Annotated in this window: 6 protein-coding genes; 3 read left to right on the top strand and 3 right to left on the bottom strand. The window is 68.2% G+C overall.

What is annotated here, in order from left to right; genetic code table 11:
- Window positions 1–313 precede the first annotated feature (313 nt).
- On the bottom strand, window positions 314–1,984 hold the full coding sequence (locus U0177_RS22525) for a GMC oxidoreductase (protein ID WP_409572921.1): 1,671 nt from the start codon (window positions 1,982–1,984) through the stop codon (window positions 314–316).
- A gap of 434 nt (window positions 1,985–2,418) precedes the next feature.
- Between U0177_RS22525 and U0177_RS22520 the strand changes: the two genes are divergently transcribed.
- Together U0177_RS22520 and U0177_RS22515 are read left to right on the top strand one after the other, a co-directional pair.
- Entirely contained in the window at window positions 2,419–3,021 is a 603-nt protein-coding gene (locus tag U0177_RS22520; protein ID WP_409572920.1) for a DoxX family membrane protein, read from the top strand.
- A gap of 223 nt (window positions 3,022–3,244) precedes the next feature.
- Complete coding sequence (locus tag U0177_RS22515) at window positions 3,245–5,518, top strand: ATP-binding protein (protein WP_409572919.1); 2,274 nt, start codon at window positions 3,245–3,247, stop codon at window positions 5,516–5,518.
- 263 nt (window positions 5,519–5,781) lie between these two features.
- Here U0177_RS22515 and U0177_RS22510 read toward each other — a convergent pair whose 3' ends face one another.
- Together U0177_RS22510 and nifJ are read right to left on the bottom strand one after the other, a co-directional pair.
- Window positions 5,782–6,807, bottom strand: coding sequence for a dihydroorotate dehydrogenase-like protein (locus U0177_RS22510; RefSeq protein ID WP_409572918.1), 1,026 nt, complete (start codon window positions 6,805–6,807; stop codon window positions 5,782–5,784).
- A gap of 90 nt (window positions 6,808–6,897) precedes the next feature.
- Window positions 6,898–10,521 (bottom strand): pyruvate:ferredoxin (flavodoxin) oxidoreductase, encoded by a 3,624-nt coding sequence (gene nifJ, locus U0177_RS22505; protein WP_409572917.1) that lies wholly within the window; start codon window positions 10,519–10,521, stop codon window positions 6,898–6,900.
- Window positions 10,522–11,200: 679 nt separating this feature from the next.
- On the opposite strand from nifJ, the gene U0177_RS22500 reads away from it, so the two are divergent.
- On the top strand, window positions 11,201–14,599 hold the full coding sequence (locus U0177_RS22500; protein WP_409572916.1) for an ATP-binding protein: 3,399 nt from the start codon (window positions 11,201–11,203) through the stop codon (window positions 14,597–14,599).
- The last annotated feature ends 14 nt before the right edge of the window (window positions 14,600–14,613 follow it).

The raw sequence follows: 14,613 nt of genomic DNA, 5'->3' as shown, positions 1-14,613 counted from the left end.
TGCTGGGGGTTTGGGGCGGCTTCGCCGCCGCCATTGCTTATTGTGTTGCACGACGTGGCGAAGCCACGTCGTGCAACACAATCTCTACGTGATCAAGCGAAAAGCGTATAAGGAGCGCTCGGCCGAAGGCTAAAACGCCCACGACGTAGCTCGAGCGTATGAATCAGTATACGCCTGTGGGCGGCCGCCTGGCGGGAAGGTTCGGAAAGCGCGGGTTATCGTTCGGCAACTGCGCGTGCGCCGCAGCACAACGGGCGGCGCCGCGGCGCCGCCCGTTGCGGGAAGTGTTGTGCCTCGCCCGGTTTGGCGCGTGCTATGGCTCGCGGGCCAGCGCCACGCGCGGGCGCAGCGGGCGCACAAGCTCGCCGGCCTGGGCGCGCTCGGCCGCGTGCGGCACCCGGCTCATGGCATACTCGGCCAGCGCGGTGATCGTGAGGCTCGGGTTCACGCCTGGGTTGGCCGGCACGATCGAGCCGTCCACCACATACAGGCCGGGGTAGTTGTGCACCTGGCAGTCGAGGTCGACCACGCCCTCGCGCGCGTCGTGGCCGAAGGGGCAGCCACCCAGGATGTGCGCAGTCATCGGGATGTTCAGCAGCGCCTCGTTGATCGTGCCCGAGGCAATGCCGTTGGTCATCTCGGCGAAGCGCTTGGTTACCTCGTGGCCGATCGGGATCGAGGTCGGGATGCTGTGCTCGGCATCGGGCTGCGACACCAGGCCGCGCCGCCACAGCGTGGTGAGGCTGCGGCCGAGGCGCACGCTGATGCGGTTGTCTTCGGTCTGCATCACCAGCATGATCGTGGTGCGCTTGGCCCAGCCCGGCAGCACGTGGGTGCGCATAAAGTCGGCCGGGCGCCGGACGATATCGCGCGCCGATTTCAGCAGCCGCTGGCCGAACGTACCCGAATCGAGCAGCGGGCCGGCCAGGAAGCGCATCAGATCCGAGCCGGCCGAGTAGCGCACCGGCTCGATCGTTGTCACCGCGTCGGCATTGAATATCGAGGTGATCGCGATCCCCTGCGAGTAATCGGTCTTCAGGCTGCGGTTCACCACGCCAAGCAGCGCCTCGCTGTTGGTGCGAACAATGTCGCCGAGGCGCCGCGAGATCCCCGGCAGCGAGCGCGTGATATCGCGGCAGCGAAACAGCAGCCGCAGCGTGCCAAGCGTGCCGGCCGACACCACCACGTTGCGCGCGCGCACCACCGTGGGCTTGCCCTTGCGCCAGGCCGTCGAGCTGCGGTGCACCACGGCGTAGCGCGCGCCGTCGGCCTGGCCGGCCGGCAGCGGCTGGATGTCGCGCACCTCGCACTCGGCGCGTACCTGCGCGCCCCACTTCTCGGCGAAGTGCAGGTAGTTCTTCATCAGCGTGTTTTTGGCATTGTGGCGGCAGCCGACCATGCAGCCGCCGCAGTGAATGCAGCCGCTGCGCGCCGGCCCCTCGCCGCCAAAATATGGGTCGGGCACCTCCACGCCTGGCTCGCCGAAGAACGTGCCGACCGGTGTTGGCTGAAACGTCTGCTCCTGGCCGAGATCCTTGGCGATCAGCCTGAGCGTGTTGTCGGCCGGCCACAGCCGCGGGTTTGGCGCCACGCCGAGCATGCGCTTGGCAGTGTCGTAGTGCGGCCGCAGAATGCTCTTCCAATCGGCGAACTTGTGCCACGCCGGCGCCGCGAACAGCTCGTCGCTTGGCTCCATCAGCACGTTGGCATAGCCCAGGCTGCCGCCGCCCACCCCGGAGCCGTGCAGCACGAACACATCGCGAAACGGGCTGATCTGCAAAATACCGAAGCAGCGCGCCACTGGCATCCACAGGTACCTGCGGATATTCCAGGTAGTTTTGGCAAAGTCCTCGTCGCGGAAGCGCTTGCCGCGCTCGAGCACCAGCACCCGGTAGCCCTTCTCCGTCAGCCGCATTGCCGACACGCTACCGCCGAAGCCGGAGCCAATGACCACATAGTCGAAGGTCTCGCTGGTCGAGGTCATGTCGCTCTCCCCTTCTGCCATCACGATCCACGGTAGAGATGATGAGTTGCCGACTGTTGCCATGCGCGAGGTAGCTGCGCTGCGGTTCGAGGTGTCTCTTCATGACGCAGTGTACCATAAACCGAAGGACATGCAAGTTGGCTGGCACGCAGCTTTTTTTGCCTGCGGCAGCTTTGTGTGCGCTTGTTCCGCGCATAGCGCGGAACAAGCGCACATACGTACAAAGAAAGTACCGCTGTGCTTTGGCGGGTCGCGGCTGGCGCCAGCCACAACCCGCCAGAAACGAAAGTGAACAAAACACAACTTCTTGTTGTCACCTATTTCCGAACGCTTTTCACCAAAAATGGTACGCTCTAGCACAAGAAATCTGGTGGCGACGAAGCCCCATTTAATCGCACATCGGCGCTGAAGCCGAATGTAATTGGAGGAACACCATGAACGCCAAGCTCACCAACACCAAGGGCGACGTGATCATCGCCGACCCGCCGATCGCGCAGCTGCTGTTCAGCAACACCAAGCTCGCCTGGCTATGGGCGATCGTTCGGCTTTACCTGGGCTACCAGTGGATCAACGCCGGCTACCACAAGATCACCGGGCAGGGCTGGCTCGACGGCGGCGCGGCGCTGAAGGGCTTCTGGACCAACGCCGTAAAGATCCCCGACACCGGCAAGCCGGCGATCGCGTTCGACTGGTATCGCAGCTTTATCCAGTTCATGCTCGACAACGGCTGGTATAGCTGGTTTGCGCCGCTGGTGGCCTTTGGCGAGACGCTGATCGGCGTGGCGTTGATCGTCGGAGCGTTTGTCGGCATCGCCGCGTTCTTCGGCGCGCTGCTGAACTGGAATTTCATTATGGCCGGCGCGGCCAGCACCAACGCAGTGCTGTTCACCCTGGCGATCCTGCTGATTATGGCCTGGAAGGTCGCTGGCTGGTATGGCCTCGACCGCTTCCTGCTGCCGATCGTCGGCACGCCGTGGACGTGGAACCAGCAGAATACGCTGCCGCCGAACCGGCCGCAGCCCAAGCCTCTGGGATAACCTGCACCTCGAGCTCGGCTCGCTCGAATATGGCGCCGGCTGTTACAGGCAGCCGGCGCCATATTGTTATCTTTGGAAGCTGTCTGAAAAGGGTTGAGTAAATAGCTCTTTACCGCGCGTTGCGATTTCTCAACCGAAGCGCGGTTGCTCGTCAATTAGGATGTACTCGGCTATGTCTGCGGGCGTTGGCCGGTGGTTTGGTGCAGACAAGAATGGGGCGCCCATGCCGAAACAACCAGGGGCGTTGCATATCCGCCAGCCGAATAACATGCTGGCTGAGCACGTCAGCTACCCCGATACTCAGTTTCAAAGCTTGCTTGAAGCCGCGCCCGACGCGATTGTGATCGTCGACGGCCTGGGCGCAATGGCGATCGTCAACCAGCAAGCCGAAGCAATGTTCGGCTATAGCCGCGACGAGCTGATTGGCCAGCCGATCGAGATGCTGCTGCCCGAGCGCCTGCGGCAGCGGCATGTTCACTACCGCAGCCTCTACGCCGACGCGCCGCGCACGCGCCCGATGGGCTCGAACTATCAGCTGATCGCGATGCACAAAGACGGGCGCGAGTTTCCCACCGAGGTGAGCCTCAGCCCGCTCGAAACCGAGCAGGGCCTGCTGGTGATCAGCGTGATCCGCGATATCTCCGAGCGCCAGCGCGCCGAGGCGGCATTGCGCCGCCAGACGAACTTTGTCCATCTGCTCCAAGAGGTCGCCGTCACCGCGAACCAGGCCACCACCGTCGAGGCGGCGCTCCAGCAGGCGATCGACCAGATTTGCGCGCACACCGGCTGGCCGATTGGCCATGTGTATCTCTCCGACGGCCGCGACGACGGCCTGGTGCCGACGGCGATCTGGCACTTTGATCAGCCGGGCTTGTTCGAGGCGTTTCAGAAGCAGACCGAGGCGCTGCGGATCGGGCCGGGCGGCGGCCTGGTGGGCCAGGTGCTGGCGAAGAAAAAGCCGGCCTGGAGCATACTCGGCCACGATCAGCAGTTTCTGCGCGCGCGCGCGGCGCTCGAGAGCGGCCTCCACGCCGGGTTCGCGTTTCCGGTGCTGGTGAGCGACGAAGTAGTGGCGGTGCTTGAATTTTTCTCGACCGAGGCCGCCGAGCCCGACGAAGCGCTGCTCGAGGTGATGGCGCACGTTGGCACGCAGCTGGGGCGCGTGGTCGAGCGCACCCGCTCGGCCTCCGAGCTCGAGCGCCGGGTGCGGCGCCGCACCGCGCACCTGAACGCGCTGCTCGAGCTGAGCAAGGAGCTGCTGCCGGCCCGCGAGCTCGACACGCTGTTGCAGCGCGCGATGAGCAATGCCATGGCGCTGGTGCCCGAGGCGAGCTGCGGCGCGATCTACCTGTACCAGTCGTCGAGCAATCGCCTGGCGCTGCGCGCGAGCACGGGCTTTGGCCAGCTGCCGGCCACCAATGTGCCAATCGCGCTGGGGGTGCTCGGCAGCGCATTTAGTACGCGCCAGGCCCAGGCCGCCAGCTCGGTCGACGAGTTCAACGCGCTGACCCCTGGCCTGGACGACGAGCAGCGGCTGCAGCTGCTGCGCGCGCTGGATCTGCGCGCGCAGCCTACCGGCGTGCTGGCCATCCCGCTGGTGGCCCACGAGCAGGCGGTAGGCGTGCTGCTGCTGCTGCGCAAAAACGGCACCGGGACGTTCGCGGCCGAGGCGCGCGCGACGCTCGAGGGGCTGGCGAGCCTGGCTGCGGCGGCGATCCTCGAAGAGCGCAGCACCCGCCGGGCCGCCACGCTCTCGAACCAGCTGGCCACGCTGGAAGAGCAGCAGCGCGCGCTCACCGAGCGCCTCAGCTCGGCCGAGGCGGCGATTTTGCAGGCGGCGCGCCTGGCGGCGGTGGGCCAGCTGGCAGCGGCGATCGCCCACGAGATCAACAACCCGCTGTATGCCGCGCGCAACTGCCTGTACCTGCTCGAAAATGAGCTGAGCGACCGGCAGGCCGGCTCGGATTACCTGGCGATCGCCCGCGAGCAGCTCACGCGCATCGCCGGGATCATCCAGCGCATGCGCGATTTCTACCGCCCGGCGCGCGGCGATCTGGCGCCGGCGAATATCAACCAGCTGCTCGAAGATACGCTGGCGCTGGCCGGGCTGAACGCGCGCGACACCGCGATTGAGATGATCTTCACGCCCGATCACACGTTGCCCGACGTGCGCTGCAACGCCGACCAGCTGCGCCAGGTGTTTTTGAACCTGGTGCTGAACGCAATCGAGGCCATGCCCGATGGCGGCACGCTCACGGTGCGTACGGTGGCCGGGCAGAATGTCGCGCTGATCGAGATCCAGGATACCGGCGTGGGCATCCCCGACGATATTCGCGTGCACCTGTTTGAGCCGTTCTACACCAACAAGCCGAACGGCACCGGCTTGGGGCTGTCGATCAGCGCGCATATTGTGACGCAGCACAACGGCCAGATCGAGGTTGAGAGCAGCGCGGGCGCGGGCAGCACCTTTCGGGTGGTGCTGCCCTACGAGCCATAGCCGCGCGGCAGCTGCGTAATACGCTGTTCGCTTGATCACGTATCGATTAGTGTTGCACGACGTGGCGAAGCCACGTCGTGCAACACAATAAGAGAATGGGGGCGGCGAAGCCGCCCAAACCCCACCAAAATGTAAGTAATCAAGTGGATGGTATAAGTCCTAAGCATCTCTCTGAAAATGGGTACGCGAGGGGCATAGCCCCTCGCGTACCCATTTTGGCAGGTGGCGGCCACATTCGGGGCCGCCACCTTTTTCAGACCGCTTTAGCGCAGGTGCTGGTCGAACGAGTTGAGCACCTTCATGTAGTTGGCACGCTCGAACGCAGCCGGCTCGGCGACGGCGCGCTGGCTCATGCTGCCGCGCATCTGCTCGATCGACTCGTACTCGCGCTCGACCATCCAGGCGCGCAGGTCGGCCAAGATGTCGCTCACGCGATGAATGCCGTGCGAGAGCAGCTCGGATGTCATCATTGCGACATTCGCGCCGGCCATCATGGCCTTGAGCACATCGATCGCCGTATGCACCCCGCCGGTGAGCGCAAAGTCGACGGGCACAGTGCCGTAGAGCATCGCGATCCAGCTCAGCGGCAGCCGCAGGTCGGCCGAGGTGCTGAGTGTGAGGTTCGGCGCCACCTCAAGGCGATCGAGGTCGAAGTCGGGCTGGTAGAAGCGGTTGAATAGCACCAGTGCGTCGGCGCCGGCGTTGGCGAAGCGCCGGGCTACGTACGGCAGCGCCGTAAAGAACGGGCTAAGCTTCAGCGCGATCGGCACGTGCACCCGCGCGCGCACGCTGTGCACCAGCTCGACATAGCTATCTTCGAGCGCGGCGCTGCTGATCGCCGGGTCGGTCGGCAGATAGTAGATGTTCAGCTCAATCGCGTCGGCGCCAGCCTCCTGCATGCGCAGCGCGTAATCGACCCAGCCGCCATCGGAGACGCCGTTGAGGCTGGCGATCACTGGCACGCTCACGGCCTGCTTCACGCGGTGCAGATGCTCGAGGTATGGCTCGGGGCCGATGTTGTAGTGCCCCAAGTCGGGGAAGTAGCTGAGCGCTTCGCCGTAGTGCTCGGTGCCGCGTGTAAGGTAGTGATCGAGCTCGCGGCTCTCGTGGGTGATCTGCTCTTCGAACAGCGAGTACATCACGATCGCGCCGATCCCGGCTTCGTCGAGCCGCCGCACCGGATCGAGCTTTTTCGAGAGCGGCGAGGCCGAGGCGACCAGCGGGTTTCTCAGCGGTATGCCCATGTATGTCGTGCTCAGGTCGACCTGATTGGAGAATTGCTCGGACATTGGTCTTGCTCCTCTGCGAGTATGCCGGCTGGTATGCCGCAGGCTGCAGGCGCCTGCGCACGCTGCAACCTGCGGCCCGCGACGTTTCGGCTACGGCTTGCCGTTGTGGTGTGGCTCGGCGGCAAGCTCCTGGTAGTGCTCCCAGCGCTCTTTGACGCCCTGCTTGGCCTGGCGGATCAGCTCTTCGGAGCGGTGCTCGTCGCTCTGCAGCAGCATGCGGTAGCGCGTCTCGTTGTAGACATACTGCTCGAGCGGCACGCTGGGCGCCTTCGAGTCGATCACCAGCGGGTGCTTGCCGGCCTCGGCCAGGCGCGGGTCGAAGCGGTACAGCAGCCAGTGGCCGCTCTGCACGCCGAGCTTCTGCTGCTCGAGGCCCTTGCGCATGTCGATGCCGTGGGCGATGCAATGGCTGTAGGCAATCACCAGCGAAGGCCCATCGTACGACTCGGCGTCGATCAGCGCCTTGAGGGTCTGCTGGTCGTCGGCGCCCATGGCGATGCGCGCCACGTACACATTGCCGTAGGCCATCGCCAGCAGGCCCAGGTCCTTCTTGGGGGTAGCCTTGCCCTTGGCGGCGAACTTGGCCACCGCGCCGAGCGGCGTGGATTTGGAAGACTGGCCGCCGGTGTTCGAGTAGACCTCGGTGTCGAGCACCAGGATGTTGACATTGCGCCCCGAGGCCAGCACGTGGTCGAGGCCGCCGAAGCCGATGTCGTAGGCCCAGCCGTCGCCGCCGATGATCCACACGTCTTTGCGCACCAGCGTGTCGGCCAGGCTCAGCAGCAGCGCGATCTCGGGGTTGCCTGCCGGCTGCGCGGCGCTCAGCACTTCCTTCAGCCGGGCCACGCGCGCGCGCTGGGCGCTGATGCCGGCGTCGTTGTGCTGGTCGGCGGCGAGCAGCTCGTTCGCCAGGTCGGCGCCGACGGCATCGGCCAGCCTGGCGAGCAGCTCGCGCGCTTGCTCGTTCTGCTTATCGAGCGCGAGGCGCATGCCTAGGCCGAACTCGGCGTTGTCTTCAAACAGCGAGTTGGCCCAGGCCGGCCCGCGGCCGGATTGGTCGACGGCGTAGGGCGTGGTGGGCAGGTTGCCGCCGTAGATCGACGAGCAGCCGGTGGCGTTGGCGATGAGCGAGCGGTCGCCGAACAGCTGCGTCACCAGCTTGATGTAGGGCGTCTCGCCGCAGCCGGCGCAGGCGCCCGAGAACTCGAACAGCGGGATCATCAGCTGCGAGTTCTTGATCGTGCCGACATTGAGCCTGGAGCGCTCGATATCGGGCAGCTGGCGGAAGAACTCCCAGTTGCGGGCCTCGCGCTCGCGGATCGGCGGCTGGTCGGCCATATTGATCGCCTTGCGGCCGACCTGGCGCTTGTCTTTCACCGGGCAGGCTTCGACGCACAGGCCGCAGCCGGTGCAATCTTCGGGGGCAACCTGCAGGCTGAACTTCTGGCCGGGCAGCTCTTTGAAGCGCGCGTCGACGCTGAGGAACTCGGCCGGCGCGCCGGCCAGCTCGGCCGGCTCGTACACCTTCATGCGGATGACGGCGTGCGGGCACACCAGCGCGCACTTGCCGCACTGGATGCACAGGTCCGGCTCCCACACCGGGATCTCGAGCGCGATGTTGCGCTTCTCCCACTGCGAGGTGGCGGTGGGGTAGACGCCGTCGCACGGCAGCGCGCTCACCGGCAGCTGGTCGCCGTCGCCGGCGATCATGCGCCCGAGCACGTCGCGCACGAACGTGGGCGCCGTCGCAGGCACGGGCGGGCGGCGGTGCGTCTGGCCAGCGTCCGTGCCGCCGCTATCGGCGCCGGCCAGCACCGGCACCTCGTACAGGTGCGCCAGCGTCTCGTCGACGGCGCGGTAGTTTTGCTCGACGACGGCGGCGCCGCGTTTGCCGTAGGTCTTCTTGATGCTGCGCTTGATCTCCTCGATCGCCTGCTCGCGCGGCAGCACGCCGCTGATCGCGAAGAACGCCGTCTGCATGATCGTGTTGACGCGGCCGCCCATGCCGGTGGCGCGGGCGACCTTGGTGGCGTCGATCACGTACAGGTGCAGCTGGCGCTCGAGGATGGTGGCCTGCACCTCGGCCGGCAGCTGCTCCCACACGGTGTCGGGGCCGAAGGTGCTATTCAGCAGGAACACGGCGCCGGGCGCGGCGTACTTCAGCACGTCGAAGCGCTCGAGGAACACGAACTGGCTGCAGGCCACGAACTGGGCCTGGTCGATCAGGTAGGGCGCGCGGATGGCGTGCGGCCCGAAGCGCAGGAACGAGGTGGTGACCGAGCCGGATTTCTTCGAGTCGTAGACGAAGTAGCCCTGGGCGTGGTTGGGCGTCTCCTCGCCGATAATCTTGATCGAGTTCTTGTTGGCGCCCACCGTGCCGTCGGCGCCGAGGCCCCAGAACACGCAGCGCACGGTGTCGCTCTGCTCGATTGTGAAGCCGGGGTCGTAGGCCAGGCTGGTGTGGCTCACGTCGTCGTTGATGCCGACGGTGAAGTGCGGCTTGGGCTGCGGCTGGGCCAGCTCGTCGAACACGGCCTTGACCATAGCCGGCGTGAATTCTTTGGAGGAGAGGCCGTAGCGCCCGCCGATCACCAGGGGCAGAAGGCTGGGGGCCGAGGCCTGCGACGGATCGCCTTCGGCTGCCGCACCCCGACTCCTGGCGGCCTCACTCAGCGCCGCCACCACGTCGAGGTACAGCGGCTCGCCGGCGCTGCCGGGCTCTTTGGTGCGGTCGAGCACCGCGATCGCCTTGACGGTTGGCGGCAGCGCGGCCACGAAGTGCGCCACCGAGAACGGCCGGAACAGGTGCACCTTCACCACGCCGACCTTCTCGCCGTGCGCGTTCAGGTAGTCGGCGGTGGCGGCGGCGGCCTCGGCGCCCGAGCCCATGGCCACGATCACGCGCTCGGCATCGGGCGCGCCCGAGTAGTCGAACAGGTGATACTGGCGGCCGGTGATCGCGGCCAGCCGATCCATGTATTTCTGCACAATCGCCGGGCAGGCGGCGTAGAACGGGTTGACCGTCTCGCGGGCCTGGAAGTACACGTCGGGGTTCTGGGCGGTGCCGCGGATGCTCGGGTGCTCGGGCGATAGCCCGCGCGCGCGGTGGGCCTGCACCAGCGCGTCGTCGATCATCGCGCGGATGCCCGCGTCGTCGATCTGCTCGATCTTATTGATCTCGTGCGAGATGCGGTAGCCGTCGAAGAAGTGCATGAAGGGCAGGCGCGCCTCGAGCGTAGCGGCGTGGGCGATCAGCGCCATATCCTGGGCCTCTTGCACCGAGTGCGACGACAGCAGCGCCCAGCCGGTCTGGCGCACCGCCATCACGTCGGAGTGATCGCCGAAGATCGAGAGGCCCTGCGCGGCGAGGGCGCGCGCGGCCACGTGAAACACCGCCGATGTCAGCTCGCCGGCGATCTTATACATGTTCGGGATCATCAGCAGCAAGCCCTGCGATGCGGTGAATGTCGTGGTAAGCGCGCCCGTCTGCAGGGCGCCGTGCACCGCGCCGGCCGCGCCGCCTTCCGACTGCATCTCGATCACCTGCGGCACGGTGCCCCACAGGTTCGGCTGCCCCACCGCCGACCATGCGTCGGCCAGCTCGCCCATCGGCGTCGATGGCGTGATCGGGTAGATCGCGATCACCTCGCTGAGCTTGTGCGCGATCCGCGCGGCGGCTTCGTTTCCTTCTATTGTCACCCATGTCCCGTGCATTGGCTTCCTCCAAGGGCTTGTAAAGCGCCGCAGCGGCGGCGCGATTGCATCCAGGGCGCGTGGAACACACTGCGGCAGCGTTGTGGCGCGTGAAACAATACGTTCAGTATAGGGTTCGCCCGCAGCGTAGGAGTGAAGGAAAAACAACCTCGGGTGGTGATTTCGCGTGCCGCACCCGGCCCGGATGCGGGAAACCGGCCGCTGGCGCTGGCGCGCCGCAGGCTGAAAAAGCGCCGTGCCGGCGAGCGATGCCCTGCGCGCATGCCTTGGGCGCGCCGGCGGGCGATTTGGCGCCCTGGGAGGCTGTTTGAAAAGCCGGTGTACCACCAAGGCACCAAAGCACCAAGCGCTCATACGCTATACTCGATCGAGGTGTCTTCGTGTCTTGGTGGTTACTTCTCAGACAATCTCTGAGAAGCTGTTTGAAAAGGGTGGTTTGGAGGGACTTCGTCCCTCCAAGTATCCACTTTTCTGGCGGGTGGCAGGCCACGATCGTGGCCGCCACCCGCCAGAAGGGAAGTGCGAGGGGCATAACCCCTCGCGCACCCCCTTTTCAAACAGGCTCTGAGGCATGCGCCACCGTGCCCCACGCGGCCGCAAGAAATGGTATACTCATGCTGCGCTGCGGCATGGGCGCACGCCGTGCTTGCCGGGCGCTGGAGTTCAGGTGGTGGCAGGCATGGCCGACGATCTACGCATACAGCTTCTCGGGCCGCTGGCGATCTGGCGCGGCGCGCGCGCGCTGCCCGAGAGCGCCTGGCGCTCGCGGCAAGAGCGCCGGCTGCTAGGGATCCTGCTGGCGGCGCGCGGCCGACGCGTGCCAGCCGAGCAGCTGATCGAGTGGCTATGGCCCGACGCCGCCCACGGCGCAGCCGCCACGAACCTGCGCAGCACGGTGAGCGCGCTGCGGCACCTGCTCGAGCCCGCGAGCGGCCGCGCCTCGTCGCGCTACATCCTCACCCGGCCGGGCGGCTACGCTTGGAACCCCGCCGGCGGCGCCTGGATCGACGCCGAAGAGTTCCTCGCGCTGCTCGACCGCCGCGACACGCCCGCCGATACCACTCTCGAGCAGGCGCTGGCGCTGTATGGCGGCGATTACCTGGCCGACGAGCCCGATGCGCCGTGGGCCGCGACGCTGCGCGAGCTGCTGCGCGAGCGCTTTCTGGCGGCGCTGCACGATCTGGCCGAGCTGCGGCTGGCCCAGGGCGCCTACGATGCCGCCGGCGATCTGGCGCGGCGCGGCCTGGCCCACGATCGCCTGCGCGAGCCGCTGTACCGCACGCTGATGAGCGCGCAGGCCCGCGCCGGCGACCTGGCGGGCGCGCTGCAGACCTACGAGCGCTGCCGCCGCGCGCTCGACGACGACCTGGGCGTCGCGCCCTCGGCCCAGACGCGCGAGCTGCACTCGGCGCTTCTGCGCGACGAGCGCGGCCAGGCCCCCGCGCGATACGGCGAGGCCGAGGCGCGCAGGCACGAAGCGGGCGACCAGCGCGCCGCCTCGGTGACAGCGCGCCTCCCGGCCGCGCGTACCTCCGCAGCGCCTGCCGCTAGCTCGCCGTTTGTCGGGCGTGCCGGCGAGCTAGCGGCGCTGCGCGACTGGATCGCCGCGCTCGATGGGCGGCGCGGCGGGGTGGTGGCGGTGGTCGGCGAGGCCGGCATCGGCAAAACGCGGCTGATCGACGAGGCGCTGCGCGCCGCAGGCGGCCAGCGCTTCACGATCGCGCTGCGCTGCACGCCGCTCGAGCGCGGGCTGCCGTTCGCGCCGCTGAGCGAGGCACTGCGGCCACTGCTCCGCACCGCGCCGCTCGAGCTGCTGCGCCGGCTGCCGCCGGTGGCGCTGGCGCAGGTGGCCGACCTGCTACCGGTGCTCCGCGAGCGCCTGCCCGATCTGCCGACGCTGCCGGGCGGCGCGGCCGAGGGGCACAACTACCTGCTGGATGGCATCGTCGACCTGGCGCTGGCGCTGGCGCGCGAGGGCCCGCTGATCGTCTGGTGCGACGACGCGCACTGGGCCGACGAGGCGACGATCGCGGCGCTCGGCCGCCTGGCGCGCCACGCGCCGCGCCACGCCCTGCTGATCGTGCTGGCCTACCGCTCGGAAGAGCTGGTCGACAACACCGCGCTGCACCAGCTGCTGCGCGCGCTGGGCCGCGAGATGTCGCCGCAGCCGCTGCTGCTCGGCCGCCTGGCCGAGCGCGATGTCGCGGCGCTGCTGGCCGGGCTGGCCGGCACCGATCCGATGCGCGTGTCGCACCTGGCGCTGCGCCTGAGCGCCGCCAGCAGCGGCAACCCGCTGGTGCTTGGCGTGGCGCTGCAGTCGCTGGTCGAGGCCCATGGCGCGCGCTCGCTGGCGGCGCTGCTGCCAAGCCTCGGCACCGAGGCGCCGCTGCCCGACCTGGCCAGCGCGCCGCCGCTGCGCGACCTGGTGCTGGCGCGCGTCGAGCGCCTGCCCGGCCCCGCCCGCGAGCTGCTCGAGCAGCTTGCGGTTATCGGCCGGCCGGCCTCGCTCGACCTGATCGAGCAGCTGGCAGGCGCCGAGGCGCTGTCTGCCGCGCAGATGCTGCTCGAGCGCCAGTTTCTGGCCGAGGGCGCCGATGGCCGGCTGGGCTTCGGCCACGACCTGGTGCGATCGATCGTCGGCGGCGCGCTGTCGTCGCCGCGCCGCAGGCTGCTGCACCGCCGCGCCGCCGAAGCGATCGCCGCGCTGCATGGCGCGAAGCCGGCGCGCGCCGCCGAGCTGGCGTTTCACTTCGAGCAGGCCGGCCGCGGCGCCGAGGCCGAATCGCTGCGCTACGCGATTGGCGCCGGCGATCACGCACGCCGGGCGTTTGGCTACCGCGCCGCGCTGGCGCACTACGATTCTGCCCTGCGCGCCGCCGAGCGCATGGGCGCACAGGCCCCGGCCGACCTGGTGCGGCGCGCGTTTGTAGGCCGGCTGCTGATCGTCGAAACGCTGCTCGACTGGGACGGCGTGCTCGAAACCGCCGCGCGCTACGAGCGCTGGCGCGCGCTGCTGCCCGGCCAGCCGGCGCTGCTGCCACCGCGCAGGCTGGCGGTGCTGCGCGCGCTCATGGGCGACCTTGCCGAGGCCGCCGTGCTCAGCCGCGCGCACGACACCCAGCCCGCGAACGTCGCGCCGGCGCTGGCCGATCTGCAGCAGCGCACGGCCATGCTGCTGCAGCCGGTAGCGGCCGAGCGGTTGGATCAAGCGAGGCCGGTGGCCGGCGAAAGCTTTGTGCCGTTTCAGCCGGCGCCAGATCCGCCCGGCAACCCCGCCGCCGATCTGCCCGAGGCCATGGGCGCCGAGCCGGCAGCCCTGGCGCTGTTCCAAGTCGGCTGGGCCACGCTGATGCAGGGGCTGGCAGGCGCTGCCGAGCCGTGCCTGCTGCGTGCCCACGCGCTCGCGATCGACACCAGCCAGGCCGCGGTGGCGGTGATCAGCGCGCTCCAGCTCGCGCACCTCAGCGCGCTGCGCGGCGACACCGCCGCCACCGAGCGCTGGCTGGCCACCAGCCTGGCTACCGCCGAGCGCGCGCCCGAGGCGGCATGGGCATCGATCTGGCCGCGCATCCACCAGGCGTTTTTGCTGCTGCTCGACGACAAGTTTGCCGACGCGCGGGCGCTGTTCGAGGCGCTCGCCGCGCAGCTTGGCGACCTGCCGGCGTTTGCCTCGCACCGCGCGGGGGTTGAGGTGGGGCTGGGGTTGCTCGATCTCGCCGCCGGCAACCAGGGCCGCGCCGCCACGCGCCTGCAGGCCGCAATGGCCAACCCGCAGGCGCTCTATGGCTTTGTGTACGCGGCGGCGCAGCACGGGCTGGCGCGCATCGCGGCATCGCGCGGCGATCTGCCCGGCGCGCGCATGCGGCTGGCGCACACACTCGACTACAGCGCGCGGCGCGGGCTGCTGCCCGAGTACATCCGCACCGCGATCGAGATCGCCCGCATCGAGCGCGACTTCGGCGAGCCGGCGCTGGCAGTGCCGCAGCTTCAGGCTGCCGCCGCCCTGGCCGACTCGGCCGGCTTCAAACCGCTGGCGGCTGCGGCCCATGCCCTGCTGGCGCGCCTCGCGCCGCTATAACGCCGGAACGGGAT

Source organism: Kouleothrix sp. (assembly GCF_046328425.1).
Classification (GTDB): Bacteria; Chloroflexota; Chloroflexia; order Chloroflexales; family Roseiflexaceae; genus Kouleothrix.
The sequence above is the reverse complement of the archived record's forward strand: the minus strand, read 5'-3'. Positions and strand labels throughout refer to the sequence as shown.